Genomic DNA, 20,626 nt, shown 5'->3' with positions numbered 1-20,626 from the left:
GGCAAACGGCTCTGCGTCATCGATCCGAAGCAACACTCGATGTCGGACGCCGTCGCCTTCATGACAGGCGCCAAAACACCCGACGGCGCGACAGAGGCGGCCTGAGCGATGAGCACGACCGAGGCACAGCTGGAGGCCATTCTCGATCTGGTGGACAGGCAGCCCCGCGACCACGGGCGGGTTCTGATTGGCATCGCGGGGCCGCCCGGTTCGGGGAAATCGACGATGGCCGAAGCCGTGACCGCGGCGCTGAACGCCCGCGGGCGGTCGGCGGATGCGGCGGCGCTTGTGCCGATGGACGGGTTCCATCTCGACAATGAAGAACTCGACAGGCGGAATTTGCGCGCGGTGAAAGGCGCGCCCGAGACCTTCGACGTCGCCGGGTTCAAGGCATTGGTGCGCCGGTTGCGCGATGACGGGAGGGAGATCCGCTACCCGCTGTTCAGCCGCGCGCAGGACCGGACGCTTCCGGAGGCCGGCGTGTTGAACCCGGACCGGCGGATCGTGATCGTCGAGGGGAATTACCTGCTGTTCGGCGGCGGCGACTGGGCCGGGCTCGCGCCGTTGTTCGACGCGACGGTGATGCTCGCGCCGCCCATGGAGGTGCTCAAGTCCCGGCTCGTCGCGCGTTGGATCGAGCACGGGCTATCCCCCGAGGACGCGCTTGCCCGGGCCAGCCGGAACGACCTCGAAAACGCGCGCCGCGTGCTTGAGCAGAGCGTCGAGCCCGACCTCATCCTCACCGGTCACTGAACCGTCCACCCGAGTTGACGACGAAAGGAAACGACATGAAGATTTTCGCTGACACCGCCGATATCGAGGCGATCCGCGCGCTTGCGGAGGCGCATCTGATCGACGGGGTGACCACCAATCCGAGCCTGATCGCCAAGAGTGGTGCGCATATCCGCGACGCGATCGCCGAGATCGCCGCAATGGTCGACGGCCCGGTTTCCGCCGAAGTCGCGGGCACCGATTACGATACGATGATGCGCGAGGCGGAAGTACTCGGTAAGATCGCGCCCAACGTCTGCATCAAGGTGCCGCTCACGATGGCGGGGCTCCGGGCTTGCCGCACGCTGCGGGAAGAGGGCCGTGAGACCAACGTGACGCTGTGCTTCTCGGTGAACCAGGCGCTCCTCGCGGCGAAGGCAGGCGCGACCTATGTCTCGCCCTTCGTCGGGCGCCTCGACGACATCAACCTCGACGGCACCCAGCTGCTGCGCGACATCCGGCAGGTCTTCGATGCCTATCCCACGCTCGATACGCAGATACTGGCGGCGTCCCTGCGATCCGCAAACCACGTCACCGGCGCCTTGCTGGCCGGGGCGGATGCCGGCACGATGCCGCCCGGCTTGATCGGGGCGCTCGTCAAGCATCCGCTGACCGACAAGGGGCTCGAAACCTTCACCGCGGACTGGGCTGCGACGGGGCAGAGCATCCTCTGATCCGGGTCGGGGTTATCGCGACGCAAGCGCGGCTGCTACCGGACGTCGCCCGGCTTCGCGCGCCGACAATGACGAAGGACCATCCCGCAAACTGCGAGCTCCGCACGTGGGCGCCTGAGTTCGCATAGCCGAGATGGCCCTTCGATCGACAGATCTCCTTGTGTCCACGGCTCGACCATCTGCGGTTTGCATCTCTCGATGCCTCTCCCGGATGGCGTTCCGTTTCCACTCCTCCCATCGATGTCTTCACTCTCGCGGATTCGCGGCGTCCCGGCATTGACGCTCGACAAGGCGTGGTGCGGTGAAGTGCTGATCGCGGTCAATGCGCGCCGCCCCGGGTGGGGCAAGCTGCGGGTCTGACTCGGTTCAGGAGGATGCCATGAAAATCAGTGACGCGATGCACGAGCCCGCCGCATGGGCCGATGCCGACACCCCGGTCAAGGAAATCGCCCTGCAGATGGAGAAGGACGATATCGGCGCCGTGCCGATCGGCAAGGACGACAAGCTCATCGGCATGATTACCGATCGGGATCTCGCGCTGCGCGTGGTGGCGAAGGGGCTCGACCCGGCGAAGACCCGCGCCGAAGAGGTGATGACGCCCGGGGTGGTCTATTGCCGCACCGACGAGACGATCGAGGACGCGGTGCACCTGATGGATCAGCGCAAGATCCGCAGGCTGCCGGTCCTGGACGACAAGAAGCGGCTGGTCGGGATGTTGAGCCTCGGAGACGTGGCGCACGGGACGTCGTTGCAGATCGTGGGCGAGATGACCCGCGCCGTCGCCAATCACCACAAGTGAGCGCGACGGGGACGGCCTGAACGCCGCGCCCCTTGGCCTGTCTCAGCGCGGGCAATCGGCGACGTAATAGGTGCCGTCGCCGTTCGAATAGGCGCAGCGATCGGTGACGCTGTTCTGCGCCACCAGAACGCCGGCCGCTGCTCCCGCAAGCGCCGCGATTATCCGCCAGTCCCGGTTCGCCTCCAGCGCGTCGGCGGTGATCAACCCGGCCGCGGCCCCCGCGGTCAGCCCGACCGCCGTGCGCTGCTGCGGCGTCAAGGTTTCGCAGCCCGGTAAAAGCGTCAGAACGACCAGCGTCGCGGGCAGAAATCTACGGCATGTCATCGGAGATGTCCTTTCGTTGAAAACAAGCCCCGCGAGGGTCGCGTGCCGCCGCGCGCCGGTCATTGTCGAGCGTCAAGCCTTCGCGGGCGGTGCGGGCCCCGTGTCGAAAGGCCGCTGCTCGGGCGTCGTCAATGCCTGCCTCCGCCCAGATGGGAAGCTGGAGCCTTCACGAGCGGTCCGCGGTGGGCCGCCCTTGGCGTTCACGGGATCGAAGATCACCTGAGCGCCTGTCGCGACCGCCCAGCGGGACGAAAAAGCGAACGTTTTCCAATTTTTCGCCACAATCTGCAAAAAATCACAAGTTTCCGAAAACGCGACGCAAACCCCGGCCTCAACCACCGGAGATACCGGGTGACGTCGTGGCGAAGACCGGCTGCGACGTTGAACGAGGAGGAGGTTCGATGAGTCAGCAATTCTTCGCCCCCAAGGACAGCACCGGACGACCGATCAGGCTGCCTGTCGCCTATCGGAGAACCGTCAAATGGCTGCCCAAAATTGGTGACATCTTCCCGAATTTCAGGCTCCCGAGCACGCAGGGAGACATCGATTTCTGGCCCTGGGCGGAAGGCAACTGGATGCTGCTCTTCGGCCATCCCGCTGCGAATACGGCTGTGTGCACCACGGAAATCGGCGCGCTGGCGCAGAACGAGAAAGCGTTCAGACGGCTCGGCGCGAAGGTGCTCGGGCTGACGGGATCTAGCGTGGACGAGCAACTGTCATGGCACGCCGATATCGAAAAGCTGTATGGCGCGCGGGTCTGGTTCCCGACCGCTGCCGACATCGGTGGAGATTTCGCGTCGCTCTTCGGGATGGTCCATGAAAAGGAGCACCAATCCTGGCCGGTCCGCAAATCCTTCCTGTTGGATCCGCAAATGAAAATCCGGATGATTTTCGAATATCCGATCTATGTCGGTAGAAGCGTCGAGGAGACGCTCCGCGTGATCGAAGCCGTGAAACTCCATAGCTCGACCGGGCTCGCGACGCCCTCCGACTGGTTCGAGGGCGACCCGGTGATTATACCCGACACAATGGAGGAAGCCGAGGTCCAGCGTCTCGTCGGCAGCAGGTGGGGATATGTCCTGCCCTATCTCCGAGTGGCGCCGCGGCTGGAAAATCCGCGACAGAAAACGCGGTGGTGCGAGCTCTGATGCCGGTGGGGTATATCTTCATCGGCAGCTTGGTGGGCCATGTCTGCCTCGTGCTCACGCTTCTGCGGGGCGGTTCGATCTGGCTCTCGCTGGTCGTCGACGTCGTCGCGGGGCTGGCAGCGGTTCTCATCTTGCTCGTCGTCCAATCGGCGTCGCGATGGTGGCAAGATCGACGCAGGCGAGCGCGCAAAGCAAAAACGGCTTGTCGCGGCGGCCACGCTATGCACTGACAGACATGCATGTCTCCCGTGCAAGCTCAGTCTCCAGACTGAAGAAAGGAGGGACCAAAACTCTCCAGACAAGAGCAAGAGATTGGTCATGACGGAACTGCTAACCATCACCTATCGAAGCTTTTCCTGCCTTCGGAAGCCCGTCGAGGGGATAAGCGCGATCCTTTCCGAAAGCCTCGATCGAAACCAGAGACTTGGCATCACCGGTCTGCTTCTGTTCGACGGGGCCTACTTCCTGCAAACCATTGAAGGCCCTTCGGCGGAAACCAGAAGCGTTTATGCGAAAATCGTCTCCGACGCGCGCCACACCGACGTCACGCCGCTTAGAATTCGGTTGATCCGGGCGCGCGTCTTTCCCACGTGGCGGATGAAATTGATCGGTCCGGCAGCGACGGCCCGGATCGTTCCCGACATGGGCGGCTTGGACTTCGCTTATAAGCGCCTCGACGAAATTCATCTGGCGGCAAAGCAGGTCGCGAGGCCGGAGCCTGAGCAGAGCTACCTATTCCATTGACGCCCCGGACAAGCGCGTCTCTCATTCCGTCCGGGGCGACGGCAAGTTGCGCACCAATGCGTCGGCAAGTTCTTCCCGCGAATAGGGTTTCATCAGGACCGAGGCCATCTCCGTCCCGCTGGCCGGGTCTTCGGGATCGTAGCCGGTCACTATGACCACCGGCAGCGCAGGGCGCAGCCGCGCCAGCTCTCTGACCAGCGCCCGCCCCGACAGGCCCGGCATGACAAGATCGGTGAGCACGATGTCGATCCTCCGATCGCTCCGGGCATAGTCCAGCGCCTCCCGCCCGTGACGGGCGACAAGCGGCGAGAACCCGAGATTTTGCAGCATCAGCACCGTTTTCTCGCGGACAAGGAGGTTGTCCTCCACGTAGAGCACGACCTCATCATTCCCCGCCGGACCGGCCGCCTCGGCCTCCTTGCCATCGGCCTCGGTGGCAAGCGGCAGCAGAATCTGGAACTCCGCCCCGTCGTCGTCGCCGGGCCCGAGCCTGAGATCGCCGCCGATCTGGCGCACCGTATCGAGCACGGTCGGCAGGCCGAGACCCGTTCCCTCGCCGATGCCTTTCGTGGTGAAGAACGGCTCGAATATCTTTTCCCGGTGGCTGGCCGGAACGCCGGGGCCGTTATCGCGCACGTTCACAGCCACGTATTCCTCCTGCGGAAGTTCGTAACCGTCATGCGAGGGATAGAAACCCGTCCCGGAAACGACGTTCGCTGTGATCGACAGCGTGCCGTCTCCCGTCATTGCGTGGCGCGCATTGGTGACGAGGTTGATCAGCGCCGACGTCAAGGCCGAGGTGTCGGCCCAGCAATTCGCCACGTCCTCGCCGATATCGATGTCCAGCCGGTTGGCGTCGCCCAAAGCCGCGATCAGGAGCGGTCTGATCTCCTGCACGAAGGCCCCGATCTGGAGCATTCTCAGCTTCGTCGGCGTCCGGCGCGAATAGGCGAGGAGCTGGCTCGTCAGGCGTCCCGCCTCCTCCGCGGCGCGCACCGCGCTCTGGACGAGATTGAGGTTGCTGTCCTGCTCGGGCAGACCTTCCTCGAGCGCATCGAGGCTGCCAAGCACGACGGTCAGCAGGTTATTGAAGTCATGCGCCACCGCGCGGGTCAAGCTGGCGAGAGCCTCCGTGCGCATGCGCTCGTCGCGCTCCCGGTCCCGTGACGTTCGATTGGCGAGATCGCGAATGATGGTGACGGACCGCCGCTCGCCCTTCGTCAGTTCGACGATATTCGACGTGACCTCCACCGGAACCGGGCTGCCGTCCTTCGCCCGGAAAGTCAGGTCGCCGACGAAGACGTCGTTCCGGTTCCGCTCCTGAAGGGCCAGAGCCAGATCCCGATCCTCCGGAAAAAAGAAAGCGTCGCGATGCATGCCGATCGCCTCTTCCGCGTCGTAGCCGAGCATTTCGCAAGCCCGGGTGTTGAGGGCGAGGACGAACTCGTCATCCTCCGGCCTCCCGCTCGTCGCCGTGTAGATCGCCCCGTCGCGGATGTTTTCGAAAAGGAATTGATACATCGCCGACTGCTCGGTCATCTGCTCGCGCGCCCGGAGCAGGTCCTGTTCCAGAAGCTCGGCCGAATGGAGTGAGGCGTGAACGCGTTGCGACAGCTGGGTCGCGAAGGGGGCGAGGCTCCGGTCGATCGGCACCAAGGCGTGCGGCACCAGCACAAGCGCCGCGATGAGCTGCGCGCGCCCATCCGCGATCGGGATCACGATCCCCCGATCCGAGAGTTCCGGCCTCTGCGCGTCGCGCGGCAGGTTGAAAATCCGCTCGCTTTTCCCCGACAGCGCGGCGGCGACGACGGGGCGCAGGGCGCCCGTGAACTGCGGATCCGCGCGAATGGTCCATTCCGCCTCGAGCGGCATGCCGTTCTCGGGCGACAGGCGAAACAGGATTCCGGCCCGGCAGTCCATGTCGTTGTCGGACAGCACCGCATGCAGCGCGCCGGAAAAGGCGGGGACACCGCCGCCGGCATGGGAGGTGGCGGTGATCTCCGACATTGCTTGCCGCCGCCGCGCGACGACCGCGTCCGTGGTCTCGACAGCGATCGACATGACGCCGAGCACCCGCCCGCCCAGATCCTTGATCGCACTGTAGGAGAAATCGAAGTAGCATTCCTCCGGGCGGCCCGTCTTCGCCAGCGGCAACATCGTGTCCTGAAACAGAAGCGGCTCGCCGCTCCTTTTAACGTGGCCCAGATTGTCGCGGACGAAAGGCCAGATTTCGGGCCAGGTGTCTCGCAGCGGCGCCCCGAAAGAGGCGGGATGCTTGTCGCCGAAAATCGCGTTGTAGGCATCGTTGTAGATCTGGATCGTGTCGTCGCCCCAGCCCGTGCAGACGGGAAAATCGGACGCCATGATCGCCGCGATCACCCCGCGCATCTCCGGCGGCCAATCCGCGACCGGACCCAGCGACGTCTCGTGCCAGGGATGGGTTTCGAGCAGGGCGAGATTCGAGCGGGCCATGTCTTCCTTTCGGCATTGCGCGTGGAGTGCCCGATTTCAGATCGACGGGGCGCTAGGTTTGGCGCGCCGAGGTGTCACAGGTGAGCCGAACGTCGAAGTCTCCGCGGCAACATGGCGCCTGCTGGAGAGCAACGCCCGAAATCAAAAATACGATGCGCGGGACGTTCCCAAGCCGGTCGATTGCCTTTTTAGCTTCATCTTACGAAACGTCTCCCTGGCTAAGGTGTTCCTGCCACGCCGCCCGACCGGTTTCCGGGCCGCAGGTCAGGTCTCGCTGGTGAAGACGTAGCCGACGTTGCGGATGGTCTTGATCGCGCCATGCGAGACGTCGGCTTTCTCCAACTTGGAGCGAATGCGGCTTATCACCCCGTCGACGGTGCGATCGAAGGCTGCCCAGTCCGGCCCCCTGACCCGGTCCATGATCTGATCGCGAGACAGCACGGTGTCCGGCTGCGTCGCGAGTGCGAGGAGAACATCGTATTCCAGTGTCGTAAGCGGGATCTTAACCTCCTGAAGGGTGCGCACCCATCGCGCGCGGCGGTTGAACCGCAAGCCCGAGATTTCGAAGACATCCGCCGGGCTGTCCTGCGCCGCTTTCTGCGCGAACTTACGGTCCGCCGTCCGTCGGAGCACGGCCTTGACCCGGGCGCGCAATTCCCGCGCCCGGAAGGGCTTGCAGACGTAGTCGTCCGCGCCAAGCTCGAGGCCGAGAACCGTATCGATTTCGTCGGTGCGCCCGCTCAGAACGATGATGCCCGCCCCGGGATTTTTGCTGCGGATCGCGCGGAGGACGTCGAATCCGGAGCCGTCGGGGAGGGTTATGTCGACGAGAAAGCAATCGGCTCTCGTCAGGGCGTCTCCGGCGAACAACGCGCCAAGCGTGCCGAAGGATTTCGAGGGGTATCCTTCAGAGGCGATGGCCCGTTCGATGACGGTTCGGACATCGGCATCGTCTTCAAGGATCACGACGGAACTTGAGGTCAAGAGCTTGCTCTCTCCGGTGTGGCCAGCATCATCATTGCGGAAGGTCTGATACTCGAGGCCTAGGGGTCTTAATCGAGTCGAAAAAAACGGCTGCGTCAGGTGGGGCGGCAACCACAGTGCCGACAGTTTTACTGCGCGTCAGCTTCCCTAAAGGGCTTTTCTGATAGTTTCAATCGGATAATTGGCGGCACGTTCACGTTCGCGCGATTGGGTTTTGGGGGCGCTTCGGATGAGCCGCCCGATGGGTCGAACGCCAAGGGAGCCGCCCCGGGGGGCGGCTCCCTCTCATCGTGTATCGCAGAATCCAGATCAGATTGGGTAATGCTGTTTCGGATCTTCCACGGTGATCCAGCGCAGGTCGGTGAATTCGGCGATCGCCGCACGTCCGCCGAAGCGCCCGTAGCCCGAGGCCTTGACCCCGCCGAAGGGCATCTGCGGCTCATCGCCGACCGTCGGCCCGTTGATGTGGCAGATCCCGGTTTCGAGCCGGTTCGCCAGCGCCATCGCGCGAGAGACATCGGCGCTGAAGATCGCGCTCGAGAGGCCGTATTCGGTGTCGTTGGCGACTTTCAGCGCCTCTTCGTCGCCCTTCACGCGGATGATCGATTTGACGGGGCCGAAGCTTTCCTCGGCATAGATGCGCATGCCTTCCGCGACGCCGTCGAGCAGCGTCGCCGCGACGATGGTCCCCTCGCGAGAGCCCCCAGCGACCAGCTTTGCGCCTTTCTCGGTGGCGTCGGCGATCAGCGCGTCCATCTTCTCTGCGGCGGCTTCAGAGACAAGCGCGCCAAGCGCCACTTCGCCGCGCGGATCGCCTGCGGGCAGAGCGTTGGCGCGGGCGGCGAGTTTCTCGACGAAGGCATCGGCTACTTTCTCGTCGACGATGATCCGCTCGGTCGACATGCAGATCTGGCCCTGGTTCATGAAGGCGCCGAAGATCGCCGCGTTCACCGCACCGTCGAGATCGGCATCGTCGAGCACGATCAGCGGCGCCTTGCCGCCCAGCTCCAGCAGCGAGGGCTTCAGATGCTCGCCCGCGAGCCGCCCGATGATCCGGCCGACGGCGGAGGAGCCGGTGAAGTTCACATGCTTGACCGCGGGATGCGCGATCAGCGCCTCGACGACATCGGCGGCGTCCTCGGGGGCATTGGTCACCACGTTGAGCGCTCCTTCGGGGAGCCCGGCCTCGGCGAAACACTCGCCGATCAGGCGGTGCGTCGCGGGGCACATCTCGGACGCCTTCAGCACCACCGTGTTGCCGCAGGCGAGCGCCATTGCGACCGCGCGGGTGCCGAGGATGACAGGCGCGTTCCACGGCGCGATGCCAAGGCAGACGCCCTTGGCGCGCGCAACGCCCATCGCCATCGTGCCGGGCTTGTCGGAGGGGATGATCTCGCCGCCGATCTGTGTCGTCATCGCCGCCGCTTCGCGGATCATGCCTGCCGCGAGATGGACGTTGAACCCGGCCCAAGGCCCGGTCGCGCCGGTCTCGGCGATCACCGCCTGGATGAAGTCATCGGCGCGGGCCTCCATCACGTCGGCGGCTTTCGACAGGATCTTACGCCGCCCGTTCGGCCCGGTCGCGGACCAGCCGGGAAAAGCGCGCGCGGCAGACGCGACCACCGCCTCGACATCGTCGCGGCCCGCCGCGGCGGCGCGGGTGGCGACCTCTCCGGTCACGGGATCGATCCGGTCGAAAGTCGCGCCCGAGGCGGCTGGGGCGGAGACACCGTCCAGCAGCATTCCGATCTCTTTCATAATATCCTCCCTTTGAGACTTCGATCTTGCGTCACGCGGCGCGGCGATTGCCGGGCCGGCGCCCTCTGAAACCTTTGTGCCTCACATCATCCCGGGCAGCCACAGCGATATTCCCGGCACAGCGACGAGGATTGCAAGTGTCACCAGCATCGCGAACCAGAAGGGCAGCACGCCGCGGAAGATTTCGATCAGCGGCACGTTTTGCGCGACCGATTTCACGATGAAGACGTTGATCCCCACCGGGGGCGAGATCAGCCCCATCTCGAGCGTCAGCACCACCAGCACGCCGAACCAGATCGGGTCGATCCCGAGATCGAGGATCACCGGCAGGAAGATCGGCAGGGTCAGCACCAGCATCGCGAGCCCTTCGAGGAAGCAGCCCAGAACCATGTAGATCGCGAGGATCAGGACCAGCGTCCCGACCCGGCCCAGATCGAGGGAGACCAGAAGGTCGCTCACCTCGGCGGGCAGATGGCTCAGGGCGACGAAGGGGTTGATCAGATGCGCCGCGATCAGGATCAGCATCACCGAGGCCGTGGTCACGATGCTGTCCTGCGCCGCGCGCCAGAAGCTGCGCAGGCTCAGCGTGCCGCTGAAGGCCCCGATCGCGATCACGAAGGCGGCGCCGACGCCCGCCGCTTCGGTGGGCGAGAACAGGCCCGAATAGATGCCGCCGATGGTCAGCACGATCACCAGCAGGATCGGAATCGCGCCGAGGAAGGCGCGGCCTTTCTCTGCGGCGCTGGTCGCGGGGCCTTTCGGTCCCATCTCGGCGCGCAGCAGGCAGAGGATCGCGATGGTCAGGATGAAGGCGCTCAGCAACAGAAGCCCGGGCAGGATGCCCGCCATGAAGAGCCGTCCGATGCTTTGCTGCGTGAGGATCGCGTAGATCACGAAGCCGGTCGAGGGGGGGATCAGGATGCCCAGCGTGCCGCCCGCGGCCACGACGCCGGTCGAGAGGCGCGGGCTGTAGGCATAGCGGTCCATCTCGGCCAGTGCGGTGCGGCCCATCGTCAGCGCCGAGGCGACTGAGGAGCCCGACAGCGCCGCGAAGCCGCCGCAGCCCACGACCGTCGCCAGCGCCAGACCGCCGCGCACCTGGCCGACGGTGGCGTAGGCCGCGTCATAGAGCTTGCGGCTCATACCCGTCACGCTCGCGACATTTCCCATCAGAATGAAGAGTGGCACCACGATCAGTTCGGAATTGGAGGCCAGCGAGAAGGTTTCCGACGCCAGAAGCCCGGTCGCGGCCTGCAGCCCGTTGAGAATCCAGATGCCGACGAAGCCCACCGCGAACATCGCGAAGGCCACCGGCACACGCATCAGCAGCATGCCGAGCAACAGCGCGAGCCCGAGCGATCCGGTGAGCGCGGGGGTCATAGCACGTCCCTTTCGGAATGATGTTCATAGCCGTGGCGCGACATGAGCCGCAGCGCGCGCAGGCACATCGTCAGCGCGCCCACCAGCGACAGCGCGACCAGCGCATATTGGAACCAGGCATTGGGCAGGTTCAGAAGATTGGTCGAGAGGTTGAGCATCTGGCTCAGCTGCGCGCTCTTGTAGACCGTCACTGCGATCAGCACGAAGATCGCGACGCCGAGGAACGCCGAGAAGATATCGATCGCGCGGTTCAGGGCAGGGGGGAAGGCGCTCTCGAAGATGTCGACGACGATATGGCCGTCGCGGCGATCGCAAAGCGCCATGCCGCCGAAGACGATCAGCACCATCGTCATCGTTATCAGGTCCTGCGAGCCATAGAGCGGCATGCCGAAATTGCGTCCGATAACGTCGATGACGATCACGGCCACGACGAAGATCAACCCCGTCGTGCCGATGATCGCGGACAGGCCGATCAGCCTGTCCACCAGTTTCTGCGCGCGTGCGAGCATCACTCGCTCCGCATCGCCGCGAGCGTGTCCTCGCCCCCGACCTTGCTCACGTAGGTGTCGGTCACGTCGGCGAGCGCGTCATTGAAGGCTTTCGAGCCGTCGGCGTCGAGGTCGATCACCGTGGTGGCGTCGGAGGCGCGCGCGGCTTCCAGCGCCTTGTTCGCTGTGGCAATCCACGCCTCTTCGGTCATCTTCGAGATCTTCTCGCCCTTCATCGCGTCGAGCGCGGATTTCGCTTCGGGCGAGAGCCCGTCATAGGCCGCCTTGTTCATCACCGTGTAGAAGGCGAGACGTCCGAGGTTCGGGCCCGTGGTCACGCTGCCAACGACCTCGTTGAGCTTGAAATCCGAAAGCACCGAGGCGCCGCTGACCACGCCGTCGATCAGCCCGGTCTGCAGCCCGTTATAGACCTGCGTCATCGGAATCTGCACTGGCGTCGCGCCGAGCGCTTCCATCGCGGCAGCCGAGATCGACCCCGCGACGCGGATCTTCAGGCCCTTGAGATCGGCGGGCGTGCGCACGTCCTTGTCGTGCATCATCAGGATGTTGGGCTCCGACCCCCAGAGCGCGATCACCTCGGTCTGCGGATATTCGCCCTTGATCGTGTCGAAGGCCTGCCAGAGCGCCTTGTAGCCCGGCGCGTCGAGCGGCAGCGCACCCGGCAGTTCCGCGATCAGGCTCTTGGGGAATTGCGACGAGGTATAGCCCTGCAGCCCCCAGCCCATATCGGCGGTGCCCTGCAGCACGCGCACGTACTGATCGGCCGGGCCCGCGCCCAGTTCGCCGCCGTGATAGCCGCGCAGCGTTACCGCCCCGTCGGTGCCTTCCGAGAGCGCCTTGGCCAGGGGCTCGATCTGGGCTGCGTTGATCGTATGGGTCGGCGGCGCCCAGTTCGCGTATTTCAGCTCCTGCGCGCCGGCGGCGGTCGCGATGCTGATCGTTGCCCCGACCGCGATGGCGGTGGCGGCGCTAAGGGTCGTGTGTTTCATGGTCTCTCCTCCCGTTGGACCGTTTGAGCCCCTACTCCCGGGGCCTGTCGTTCATGTGCCGCGCTAGGCGGCGATCTCCTCCAGATCCGCGCGCGTCACCGGCTCCGGCGACGCGATGAGTTTGCGTGCCCGCATATGGGCCCGCGCGTTGTCGATGGTCTCGATCGCGGCAAGCCCGCGTTCGTCGAAACGGCCCACGATCCCCGCGGCGATCTCCTCCTCCGCCGCGTCGGGCGTCGCGTAGCCCGCGATCTGCAGCTTGCACGCGCCCTGATCCGACCAGAACCACGGCAGCGCGCCGTAGGGATGGGTGTCGCCCTTCGCGAGGCGTTTCGCGATCAGCCGGGCGTGATCGGTCGCGGCCTGCACGCTCTCGAGCCGGATGTGCCCGCGGCCCCGCGGATCGGGGAAGCTCGCGCAGTCGCCGAGCGCCGAAATCGCGGGATCCGAGGTCTGCAGCCGGGCATCGGTTTTCACGCCATTGTCGATGGCGAGCCCCGCCGCCTCGGCCAGTTCCACGTTCGGGCGAACGCCCGCCGCGACCAGCACGAAATCCGCGGTGACCCCCGTGCCATCGGCCAGCGTCACGCCCGCGGGCTCCACCGCCACGGCAGGCTGGCCCAGATGAAGCGCAGTGCCCCAGCCGCGATGCAGGTCGGCGAAATGGTCCGACATCCGCTGCGAGACCGCGCGGGCCATCAGACGCGGAGCGGCCTCGATGACCGCGACCTCATGGCCGAGCTTGCATGCGACGGCCGCGAATTCCAGCCCGATGAAGCCGCCGCCGATCACCGCGATCCGGGTTGGTTGGTCCAGCTTCTCGCGCAGGCGCTGCGCGTCGGTCAGCGTGCGCAGATCGCAGGCATGGGCGATCCCCTCGATCGGCGGGCGCAGATTGCGGGTGCCGGTGGCGAGGATCAGATGGTCATAGGGCAGGGACAGCTCGGCCCCGTCGCGCAGGGCAGTGAGGCGCTGCGCCGCGCGGTCGATGGCCTCCACGCGCGTTCCGGGGAGGTAGTCGATGCGCTTGGCCTCGAAGAAGCTTTCGGGGCGCAGGAAGAGCGCCTCTGCCTTGCCGTCCTGCAGATAGACCTTCGAGAGCGGGGGGCGCTGATAGGGCAAGCCCGGCTCGTCGCCGATCAGCGTGATCGCGCCCTCGAAGCCGTTCTGCCGCAGGCTGATCGCAGCTTGCAAGCCGCCTTGGCCCGCGCCGATTATGGTGACGGTCCCGGGGGTCAAAACTGTTCCTCGGGCAGATGGACCACGAGCCCGTCGAGCTCGGGCGTCAGCTTGATCTGGCACGACAGACGCGAACGCTCGGTCACTTCGGATGCCGCGCCTTCGAGCATGTCGTCCTCCCCCGCGCTGCGCGGTCCGACCTTCTCCGCCCATGCGTCGTCGACATAGCAATGGCAGGTCGCGCACATCATCGAGCCGCCGCATTCGCCGACGATCCCGTCGACATCGTTCGAGACCGCCGCATGCATCACGCTATCGCCCTCATCGGCGTCGATATTCGTTCGCGTGCCGTCCTGTGCGACGTAAGTCACTTTAATCATTGAAATTCCTCCTCTCTCCGGTCCGCGCAACCGCGGATCAGTTCAGCTCCACCGGCAGGTTGATCGGGCCGCGGAACCCGAAGCCGCGCCAGATCACCGCGTCGGGATCGGGCAGGCGCATGTCGGGGAAGCGGTCGAACAGCAGCGGCAGGATGATCTTGCCCACCGTACGCCGCGCGATATGGGCGCCTGCGCAGTGATGGGGGCCGTTGCCGAAAGCCTGATGGGGGTTCTTGTCGCGAAAGACGAAATACTCCTCGCCATTCTCGTAGATGCTCTCGTCGCGATTGGCCGAGGCCTGGATCGTCATCACCGTGTCGCCCTTCGGGATCTCGAAGCCGCCAAGCTCGGTATCCTCGGTCACCAGCCGTGAGCTGGCCTGAATCGGGGCGACCCAGCGCACGCCTTCCTCGAAGGCCTTGCTCCACGCGCCCTCGGCGCGAACCTGCTCCAGCTGGTCGGGATTGGTCAGCAACCCGTAAATGATGGTGGCCAGCGCGTCGCGCGGCTCGTTGATTCCGCCGCCGATCGCGATCTTGATATTGGCCCAGATCTGACTCATCGGGATCGGGTTTTCGGCGTTGAGCATCACCGAATAGGCCGAGCCGTCCGGCTCCGCGATCCGCTTTTCGCGCAGTTCTGTGAAGAGCGCGTCCATCTCGTCATTGGCCTTGTCCGAGATCGCGAAAGGCTCGGGCTGCCAGCCGAAATTCCCCGCTCCGTCTATCAGGTGCTGCGACCAGCGCTGCATCTGCGCGTCGCTCGCCTCCGGGATGCCCAGCACATGGGCGAGGATGCGCGCGGCCAGCGGTCCGCATAGCTCGGAGAACAGATCGACCGTCTCGCCGCGCGGCAACCGACCGACATATTCCTCGGCGAATTTCTCGTAGAGCGGCCCCCAATCGGTCTGGATCCGCTTCGGCGTGAGCGCCGGGGCCATCGCCATGCGTTCGCGCAGATGCTCCTCGCCGTCCTTGCGCATCAGGGTATGGGCGCGGAATGCGGGCTTCATCGGGGTGTTGGGATCGTCGCTGCTGAACAGCTCCGGATTGTCCTTCACCTTCTTGGTCAGCTCCGCCGTCGTCAGGAACGTGCGACCCGCCGAGGCGACCCGCAGAACCGGGCTCTCGGCGCGCAATCGGCGATAGATCGGATAGGGATCCGTCGTCAGTTGCGCGAGCGTAATCTCCTCGTCCAGCGGTGCGAGCGCCATGATGTCCTCCCAAAATCTCCTCCGGGGACATGCGTAAGGCGCGGTCTTTCTTGTAACAATAAGATGAATCTTGTATATACCATCAAATAATTTGATGGAACATCATGCCGCAATCGACCGCATCCCCCGGCAGGCTCGACATCGCCGCGCTCGAGACGCTGCGGCTGGTCCATGAACTGGGCTCCTTCACGGCGGCGGCCGAAAAGCTCGACGTGAACCAGTCGGCGGTGAGCTACACGATCGCCAAGCTGCGCGCCTATTTTCAGGATCCGCTTTTCGTGCGCGAGGGCGGGCGGCAGGTCTCGACGGAGCGCTGCGAACATATTCTCCAGCAAGTGATCGAGATCCTCGAGAAGCTCGACGACGTCGCGCAGCCTGAAGAGTTCGATCCCGCGCAGTCTCGCGCCAAGGTCACCATCGCCTGCAACTATTATGAGCGCATCCTGATGATCCCAAAGATCGTTTCCGAGCTGCGCAAACAGGCCCCGCATCTCGAGGTCGAGGTGGTGAATGCGTTGGGCGACGGCCATTTGCGCCTTCTGCGCCGGGAGGCCGACGTTCTCGTCGGCCCTTTCGCGCGCAGCGAATCCGGCTTTCATTCGCGCCGCCTTTATACCGAAGAGTATGCCTGTTTCATGGACCCGCGGCATCCCATGGCGGGGCGGCCGCTCGATGTCGACAGCTATCTGGCGCTCAACCATGTCTACATCAATTACGGCGGCGGCTGGAAATCGGCCTATGTCAACGAGATCGAAGCTGCGGGCCATTCTCTGCGACCCACGATCACGGTGCCGAGCCCGGCAGGGCTCGCCTCGCTTCTCGGACAGTCCGACCTCGTGGCGACGATGCCAAGTCGATTGGGGCGCACGATGGAGGGGCTGGTTCTCAACGAGAGCCCGTTCCGCGGCCCGTTCGACCTGTCGGTCGTCTGGACCGCCCGCAAGAACGACTCCGCGATGCATCGCTGGCTGCGCGAGGTGATCGTGGAGACCTGCCGCGGCTAGGCCCGAAGGGCGCGCGCCCCGATCGGTCGGCGCAACCTCAATTTCCACAATGGAGTTACCGACATGAACGACACCGCAGAACCCGCTCTCTGGTCCTTGGGGGCCACGCAAATCGCGGCGCTCGTGCGGTCGCGTCAGGTGAGCGCGAGCGAGGTGGCGCAGGCGGGGCTTTCGCGGCTCGAGGCGGTGAATCCTGCGATCAACGCGGTTGTCGAGTGCCGGCCCGAGGAGACGCTGGCCGCGGCGGAGGCGGTCGATGCCCGCATCGCGCGCGGGGAGGATCCGGGGCCGCTGGCCGGGGTGCCGGTGACGATCAAAGTGATCGTGGACCAGCGCGGCTATGCGACGACGAACGGGCTGACCTCGCAGAAGGACCTGATCGCGAAGACCGACAACCCGGTGGTCGCGAACCTGCTGGGCGGGGGGGCGGTCAGCCTCGGGCGCTCCAATACGCCCGCCTTCAGCTACCGCTGGTTCACCAATAACCTGCTGCATGGCCAAACCTACAATCCGCGGCGCAAGGATTTGACGCCGGGCGGGTCGTCGGGCGGTGCTGGCGCTGCGGTGGCGGCCGGGATCGGGGCGATTGCGCATGGCACGGATATCGCGGGCTCGGTTCGCTACCCGGCCTATGCCTGCGGCGTGCATGGGCTGCGACCGAGCTTCGGGCGTATCGCGGCGCATAATTCCAGCGGGGCGGAGCGCGATATCGGCGGGCAGCTGATGGCGACTTCCGGGCCGCTCGCGCGCTCGGTCGGGGATCTGCGGCTCGCTTTCACCGCGATGGCCAAGCCTGATCCGCGCGACATCTGGTCGGTGCCTGCCCCGCTGCACGGACCTGCGGTGGACCGACGCGCGGCGCTGTGTCTTCGGCCCGATGGCGCGCAGACCGATCCCGCGCTGCAACAGAGCCTTCTGCAATCCGCCGAGAAGCTTCGCGCCGCTGGTTGGATCGTCGAAGAACTCGACGCGCTGCCGCCGATCGCCGAGGCCGCACGGGTGCAGATCACGCTCTGGCTGGGCCATGACTATCCCGGCAAGCTCGCCGCGGCGCAGGCCGAGGGCGATCCGGGCGCGCTGCGGGTGCTGGAGGGGCAGGCGGAGTTCATTCGCTCTCTCGCCCCCGATGCGATCCCGCGCGCGCTGATCCGCCGGGCCGAGATCGCGCGGGAATGGGCGCTCTTCGCCGAGCGCTACCCGCTGGTGCTGCTGCCGCCGAGTTCGGAATTGCCATTCGCCGACAATCTCGACCTGGGGAGCGATGCTGATTACCGCCGCGTCTGGGAAGCACAGAACGCGATGGTGGGCCTGCCGATCACCGGGCTGCCGGCGCTGTCGCTGGCAACCGGGGCCACGCCAGAGGGCGCGCCGCTGGGTATCCAGATGGTGGCGGGGCGGTTCCGTGAAGACGTGCTGTTCGACGCCGCGACAGAGATCGAGGCGCGCTCCGCCCCGGTCGAGATCGCAATGCGGTAAGTGGGGCGAGTAGTGCCCCATGAGAGGATCGCTGCCTTGCATCCGCGCCTGATCGGGGTCGTTCGGTCCTCGATCTTCATGACCCCGGCGCCGAGCACACCAAGCTGATAGGTCGCGATCTCGGTGCCGGTGACGAAGCGCGCCTCGTCGGAGGCGAGGAAGAGCGCGGCATTCGCGGTTATATCGGTAAGGTATCGGCCAAGACCTATCATCGGGCGTGTCTGCGCGGAAACTCGGGTGCCGCCAGTCAGAGCCCGAGGTCGTTCGGTTCGGGTAAAGCTCGACCAGTTCGGCGGCGAAGGGCGCCGGATCCGCGTAAGGCGGATCAAGCTCGGAACTGCGGTCGGAGCCGGAGTCCTTCAGCCAGATATGCGCGTTCTCGCCCAGCCGGATCGCCTCGTGGAATGGACCCTGCCAATTCCCGGCATCGCGGCGTGCGCGCCTGCGCCTCCGGACAACAATTCGACTTGCTTACATCTTCCATGAATGGAGAACTGGCCGGCGACAGATCAACAGGCGCGTCGAGGAAGAACTCCCAGGTGCCGATCTTCGCAGCCTCCGTGCCGCAAAATATGCCCCTGTGAACCACCGGAAGCGTTCACAGGCCAAATGAAAGAGGATGAGTTCACATGAGCGCCCCGGTTCCGGTCTTCGACGGCCATAACGATTTCCTTCTGCGCCTGCTGCGCGCCCCGGAGGCCCGCGAGACGACTTGGCTAAGCGATACCGGAGAGGGCCATCTCGACCTGCCGCGGATGCGTGCGGGTGGTTTCGCGGGCGGGTTCTTCGCGGTCTACATTCCGTCGCCAGTCGCCCATGACGATCCCGACTTCGACGCGATCATGCGAAATCCCCCCTTTTCGCTTCCCTTGCCAGAGGGAATTCCACTCGAGGACGCGCTGCCCGTCGCGATGAAGATGGTCGGCCACCTGATGTGGATGGAGCGTGAGGGGAATCTGAAAATCTGCCGTTCTGTTGCGGATATCCGCAATGCGATGGCTGCGAACAAGATTGCCGCAATCTTGCATTTCGAAGGTGCCGAGGCGATCGGACCCGATCTCGATCTGCTGCATGTCTGGCACGCGATGGGGCTGCGCTCGCTTGGGCCGGTCTGGTCGCGCCCGACGGCTTTCGGCAACGGTGTGCCCTTTGCGTTTCCGTCCTCGCCCGATACCGGGGACGGGCTGACCGAGGCGGGCAAACGGCTGGTGACGGAATGCAACCGGCTGAAGATCATGATCGACCTGAGCCATCTGAACGAGAAAGGCTTCGACGATGTCGCAGCGCTTTCCGATGCGCCATTGGTCGCCACCCATTCCAATGCGCATGCGATCTGTCCCTCGTCGCGCAACCTTACGGACCGACAGCTTGCCATGATCCGCGAGAGCGACGGCATTGTCGGCCTCAACTACGCGCTGGGGTTTCTGCGCGAAGACGGCAAGGGTGAGCCTTTCGCGGGGTTCGACCCGATGCTGCGCCATCTCGATCACCTGATCGAGACCTTGGGCGAGAGCCGTGTGGGGCTCGGTTCGGATTTCGACGGAGCGGCGATTCCGCCCGATCTGGGCGATGCGGAAGGGCTGCCGCGCTTGATCGAAGCGATGCGCGCGCATGGCTATGACGCGCCGCTGATCGAGAGGCTCGCCCATGGCAACTGGCTGGCGCTGCTCGAGAGAACCTGGGGCGGCTGAGAGCTGACTTTATCCACGCGTGGAAATTTCGGCAGACGAGAACCGACATTAGAGAACAATACGGAGAAAGGCCCGGGCTTTCGCTTCGCCACAGGTGAACGACTGCTCTGCAGAAAGCAGTGTTTCCCGCTAAAGGATGCTTTTCGCGAAACGATCGAATTTGCTGTTTTCTCGATAAAGCCCCCGGACGACGATTGCCGCCACGATTCCGGTGGCGGCGCCTCCCAGAACGTCGGTGACGTAGTGGGTGCCGACGTAAATGCGCGACAGACAGATGAGGAAAGCCATCGCGAAGAATGCCAGCGCCCGCCGCGGAAGCCTCTGAAGAGCAAATGCCATGGCGACTGACATCGAGGCAGTGGCGTGGTCGGACGGAAAAGACCAGTCGGCGCTCTTGGCGATAAGAAGGTTGGAGACTCCGGCGTCATATGGGCGCACGCGGTGGATGAAGAGCAGGATGCCCTGATTGATCGCAAGCCCCAGAAGGAACGCAAGTCCGGCGCAGATTGCGACATGACGCAGATGCTGCCGGTTTTCCCGGCTCCACCATTGCAGGACGACGATGAGCACGATGAAGGGCACGCCCGTTTGAGTGATTGCGATCATCGCCTGATCGATAAAGGCGTTGTGGCCCGCGAAGGAATTGATCCAGTGAGTAATCGCTGCGTCCATTGTGTGCCTTCCATCGAAAAGGTCAGGTCGCGGGTCCGCAAGTCCGTGACACCGCGTTCATCAAGCATTCAGGCTTAGTGCCACGCTCTGAGGATTGCACGCGCTGACCGAGATGGCTGGCGAACTTGTGTTCTACCTTGTCTCGGGGCCGGCCATCCTCAATTGGGTCGAAATGCTGGCCCGAGAAGAGATCAAGGAAGCGCCGTGGGTGGCGACGCACCTCCTCGGGCTGATCTTGCTGACGGTGTTTGACCTCATCACAATCGTCCTCCTCTGGCACGAAGGGTGGCGGCTGGTGACGCATGGCCGTGGACCAAGCCTCCGAGGTGGGCGGGACCGCAGCACCAACCGGCCGTCAGTTGCGACTGAATGAAGCTCCGGCATCAGGCCCGTCTCCGTCGGGCTGCGCAGGAGTCTCAGAGGGCGAGCCCCGGACGCCAAACGGGGCCGTTTCATTGC

At 64.9% G+C, this 20,626-nt stretch carries 21 protein-coding genes and 1 pseudogene; 11 read left to right on the top strand and 11 right to left on the bottom strand.

Annotation, left to right across the window (positions count from 1 at the left end; translation table 11 throughout):
• The 4 genes and pseudogenes from B6V73_RS21175 to B6V73_RS16790 all read left to right on the top strand — a co-directional run.
• Positions 1-105 (top strand): annotated as a pseudogene (locus tag B6V73_RS21175) (sugar ABC transporter ATP-binding protein); the annotation flags it as partial.
• Positions 106-108: 3 nt separating this feature from the next.
• Positions 109-753, top strand: a complete 645-nt coding sequence (locus B6V73_RS16800) for a uridine kinase (protein WP_088725858.1) — start codon at positions 109-111, stop codon at positions 751-753.
• A gap of 35 nt (positions 754-788) precedes the next feature.
• Positions 789-1,445 carry a fructose-6-phosphate aldolase gene (gene fsa / locus B6V73_RS16795; RefSeq protein ID WP_088725857.1) on the top strand — a complete coding sequence of 219 codons (657 nt, stop codon included), beginning with the start codon at positions 789-791 and terminating at the stop codon, positions 1,443-1,445.
• Positions 1,446-1,824: 379 nt separating this feature from the next.
• Positions 1,825-2,244: a CBS domain-containing protein gene (locus tag B6V73_RS16790; protein ID WP_088720618.1), complete on the top strand. Its 420-nt coding sequence runs from the start codon at positions 1,825-1,827 to the stop codon at positions 2,242-2,244.
• A gap of 42 nt (positions 2,245-2,286) precedes the next feature.
• Here the strand turns inward: B6V73_RS16790 and B6V73_RS16785 are convergent, their stop codons facing one another.
• Positions 2,287-2,568 (bottom strand): glucose-6-phosphate isomerase, encoded by a 282-nt coding sequence (locus B6V73_RS16785; RefSeq protein ID WP_088725856.1) that lies wholly within the window; start codon positions 2,566-2,568, stop codon positions 2,287-2,289.
• A 359-nt stretch (positions 2,569-2,927) separates the two neighbouring features.
• On the opposite strand from B6V73_RS16785, the gene B6V73_RS16780 reads away from it, so the two are divergent.
• From B6V73_RS16780 to B6V73_RS20855, 3 genes are all read left to right on the top strand, one after another.
• A complete protein-coding gene (locus B6V73_RS16780) occupies positions 2,928-3,716 on the top strand; it encodes a redoxin domain-containing protein (protein ID WP_168174923.1) in 789 nt (262 codons plus the stop codon).
• Positions 3,716-3,946: a hypothetical protein gene (locus B6V73_RS20860; protein ID WP_168174922.1), complete on the top strand. Its 231-nt coding sequence runs from the start codon at positions 3,716-3,718 to the stop codon at positions 3,944-3,946. The genes B6V73_RS16780 and B6V73_RS20860 overlap by 1 nt, the downstream gene beginning before the upstream one ends.
• An 88-nt stretch (positions 3,947-4,034) precedes the next feature.
• Complete coding sequence (locus B6V73_RS20855) at positions 4,035-4,460, top strand: BLUF domain-containing protein (RefSeq protein ID WP_240504167.1); 426 nt, start codon at positions 4,035-4,037, stop codon at positions 4,458-4,460.
• Between the two features lie 21 nt (positions 4,461-4,481).
• Here the strand turns inward: B6V73_RS20855 and B6V73_RS16770 are convergent, their stop codons facing one another.
• The 9 genes from B6V73_RS16770 to B6V73_RS16730 form a co-directional block, all read right to left on the bottom strand.
• Positions 4,482-6,932, bottom strand: coding sequence for a PAS domain-containing sensor histidine kinase (locus B6V73_RS16770; RefSeq protein WP_088725853.1), 2,451 nt, complete (start codon positions 6,930-6,932; stop codon positions 4,482-4,484).
• A 264-nt stretch (positions 6,933-7,196) separates the two neighbouring features.
• The gene (locus tag B6V73_RS16765; RefSeq protein ID WP_143597930.1) at positions 7,197-7,916 is read right to left on the bottom strand and encodes a response regulator transcription factor; all 720 of its coding nucleotides are present in this window, start codon (positions 7,914-7,916) and stop codon (positions 7,197-7,199) included.
• Between the two features lie 309 nt (positions 7,917-8,225).
• The gene (locus tag B6V73_RS16760) at positions 8,226-9,674 is read right to left on the bottom strand and encodes an aldehyde dehydrogenase (RefSeq protein ID WP_088725851.1); all 1,449 of its coding nucleotides are present in this window, start codon (positions 9,672-9,674) and stop codon (positions 8,226-8,228) included.
• A gap of 81 nt (positions 9,675-9,755) precedes the next feature.
• Complete coding sequence (locus B6V73_RS16755) at positions 9,756-11,054, bottom strand: TRAP transporter large permease (protein ID WP_075777396.1); 1,299 nt, start codon at positions 11,052-11,054, stop codon at positions 9,756-9,758.
• Positions 11,051-11,563 (bottom strand): TRAP transporter small permease, encoded by a 513-nt coding sequence (locus B6V73_RS16750; RefSeq protein WP_088725850.1) that lies wholly within the window; start codon positions 11,561-11,563, stop codon positions 11,051-11,053. The genes B6V73_RS16755 and B6V73_RS16750 overlap by 4 nt, the downstream gene beginning before the upstream one ends.
• Positions 11,563-12,552 (bottom strand): TRAP transporter substrate-binding protein, encoded by a 990-nt coding sequence (locus tag B6V73_RS16745; RefSeq protein WP_088725849.1) that lies wholly within the window; start codon positions 12,550-12,552, stop codon positions 11,563-11,565. Before B6V73_RS16745 ends, B6V73_RS16750 begins: the two co-directional genes overlap by 1 nt.
• Positions 12,553-12,615: 63 nt before the next feature.
• A complete protein-coding gene (locus tag B6V73_RS16740; protein ID WP_088725848.1) occupies positions 12,616-13,791 on the bottom strand; it encodes an FAD-dependent oxidoreductase in 1,176 nt (391 codons plus the stop codon).
• Entirely contained in the window at positions 13,788-14,111 is a 324-nt protein-coding gene (locus B6V73_RS16735) for a 2Fe-2S iron-sulfur cluster-binding protein (protein WP_075777400.1), read from the bottom strand. The genes B6V73_RS16740 and B6V73_RS16735 overlap by 4 nt, the downstream gene beginning before the upstream one ends.
• Before the next feature lie 37 nt (positions 14,112-14,148).
• Positions 14,149-15,324, bottom strand: coding sequence for a cytochrome P450 (locus B6V73_RS16730; RefSeq protein ID WP_088723632.1), 1,176 nt, complete (start codon positions 15,322-15,324; stop codon positions 14,149-14,151).
• 104 nt (positions 15,325-15,428) lie between these two features.
• Between B6V73_RS16730 and B6V73_RS16725 the strand changes: the two genes are divergently transcribed.
• The 3 genes from B6V73_RS16725 (at position 15,429) to B6V73_RS16715 (ending at position 19,495) form a co-directional block, all read left to right on the top strand.
• The gene (locus tag B6V73_RS16725) at positions 15,429-16,328 is read left to right on the top strand and encodes a LysR family transcriptional regulator (RefSeq protein ID WP_088725847.1); all 900 of its coding nucleotides are present in this window, start codon (positions 15,429-15,431) and stop codon (positions 16,326-16,328) included.
• A gap of 63 nt (positions 16,329-16,391) precedes the next feature.
• Positions 16,392-17,804 carry an amidase family protein gene (locus B6V73_RS16720; RefSeq protein WP_088725846.1) on the top strand — a complete coding sequence of 471 codons (1,413 nt, stop codon included), beginning with the start codon at positions 16,392-16,394 and terminating at the stop codon, positions 17,802-17,804.
• Between the two features lie 629 nt (positions 17,805-18,433).
• Entirely contained in the window at positions 18,434-19,495 is a 1,062-nt protein-coding gene (locus tag B6V73_RS16715) for a dipeptidase (protein ID WP_088725845.1), read from the top strand.
• A gap of 129 nt (positions 19,496-19,624) precedes the next feature.
• On the opposite strand, the gene B6V73_RS16710 is transcribed toward B6V73_RS16715, so the two are convergent.
• Positions 19,625-20,167, bottom strand: coding sequence for a phosphatase PAP2 family protein (locus tag B6V73_RS16710; RefSeq protein WP_088725844.1), 543 nt, complete (start codon positions 20,165-20,167; stop codon positions 19,625-19,627).
• 112 nt (positions 20,168-20,279) lie between these two features.
• Between B6V73_RS16710 and B6V73_RS16705 the strand changes: the two genes are divergently transcribed.
• On the top strand, positions 20,280-20,540 hold the full coding sequence (locus B6V73_RS16705) for a hypothetical protein (RefSeq protein ID WP_143597929.1): 261 nt from the start codon (positions 20,280-20,282) through the stop codon (positions 20,538-20,540).
• Positions 20,541-20,626 lie beyond the last annotated feature (86 nt).

Source organism: Thioclava sp. JM3, from assembly GCF_002213185.1.
Lineage (GTDB): Bacteria > Pseudomonadota > Alphaproteobacteria > Rhodobacterales > Rhodobacteraceae > Thioclava > Thioclava nitratireducens.
The sequence above is the reverse complement of the archived record's forward strand: the minus strand, read 5'-3'. Positions and strand labels throughout refer to the sequence as shown.

What these genes read in the sequence shown, in the direction of transcription:
- B6V73_RS16735 (WP_075777400.1), bottom strand. Translation starts at nt 14,111, where the DNA reads ATGATTAAAGTGACTTACGTCGCACAGGACGGCACGCGAACGAATATC.
- B6V73_RS16785 (WP_088725856.1), bottom strand. Translation starts at nt 2,568, where the DNA reads ATGACATGCCGTAGATTTCTGCCCGCGACGCTGGTCGTTCTGACGCTT.
- B6V73_RS16715 (WP_088725845.1), top strand. Translation starts at nt 18,434, where the DNA reads ATGAGCGCCCCGGTTCCGGTCTTCGACGGCCATAACGATTTCCTTCTG.
- B6V73_RS16745 (WP_088725849.1), bottom strand. Translation starts at nt 12,552, where the DNA reads ATGAAACACACGACCCTTAGCGCCGCCACCGCCATCGCGGTCGGGGCA.
- B6V73_RS16730 (WP_088723632.1), bottom strand. Translation starts at nt 15,324, where the DNA reads ATGGCGCTCGCACCGCTGGACGAGGAGATTACGCTCGCGCAACTGACG.
- B6V73_RS16710 (WP_088725844.1), bottom strand. Translation starts at nt 20,167, where the DNA reads ATGGACGCAGCGATTACTCACTGGATCAATTCCTTCGCGGGCCACAAC.
- B6V73_RS16750 (WP_088725850.1), bottom strand. Translation starts at nt 11,563, where the DNA reads ATGCTCGCACGCGCGCAGAAACTGGTGGACAGGCTGATCGGCCTGTCC.
- B6V73_RS16705 (WP_143597929.1), top strand. Translation starts at nt 20,280, where the DNA reads ATGGCTGGCGAACTTGTGTTCTACCTTGTCTCGGGGCCGGCCATCCTC.
- B6V73_RS16755 (WP_075777396.1), bottom strand. Translation starts at nt 11,054, where the DNA reads ATGACCCCCGCGCTCACCGGATCGCTCGGGCTCGCGCTGTTGCTCGGC.
- B6V73_RS20855 (WP_240504167.1), top strand. Translation starts at nt 4,035, where the DNA reads ATGACGGAACTGCTAACCATCACCTATCGAAGCTTTTCCTGCCTTCGG.
- B6V73_RS20860 (WP_168174922.1), top strand. Translation starts at nt 3,716, where the DNA reads ATGCCGGTGGGGTATATCTTCATCGGCAGCTTGGTGGGCCATGTCTGC.
- B6V73_RS16790 (WP_088720618.1), top strand. Translation starts at nt 1,825, where the DNA reads ATGAAAATCAGTGACGCGATGCACGAGCCCGCCGCATGGGCCGATGCC.
- B6V73_RS16720 (WP_088725846.1), top strand. Translation starts at nt 16,392, where the DNA reads ATGAACGACACCGCAGAACCCGCTCTCTGGTCCTTGGGGGCCACGCAA.
- fsa (WP_088725857.1), top strand. Translation starts at nt 789, where the DNA reads ATGAAGATTTTCGCTGACACCGCCGATATCGAGGCGATCCGCGCGCTT.
- B6V73_RS16800 (WP_088725858.1), top strand. Translation starts at nt 109, where the DNA reads ATGAGCACGACCGAGGCACAGCTGGAGGCCATTCTCGATCTGGTGGAC.
- B6V73_RS16770 (WP_088725853.1), bottom strand. Translation starts at nt 6,932, where the DNA reads ATGGCCCGCTCGAATCTCGCCCTGCTCGAAACCCATCCCTGGCACGAG.
- B6V73_RS16760 (WP_088725851.1), bottom strand. Translation starts at nt 9,674, where the DNA reads ATGAAAGAGATCGGAATGCTGCTGGACGGTGTCTCCGCCCCAGCCGCC.
- B6V73_RS16725 (WP_088725847.1), top strand. Translation starts at nt 15,429, where the DNA reads ATGCCGCAATCGACCGCATCCCCCGGCAGGCTCGACATCGCCGCGCTC.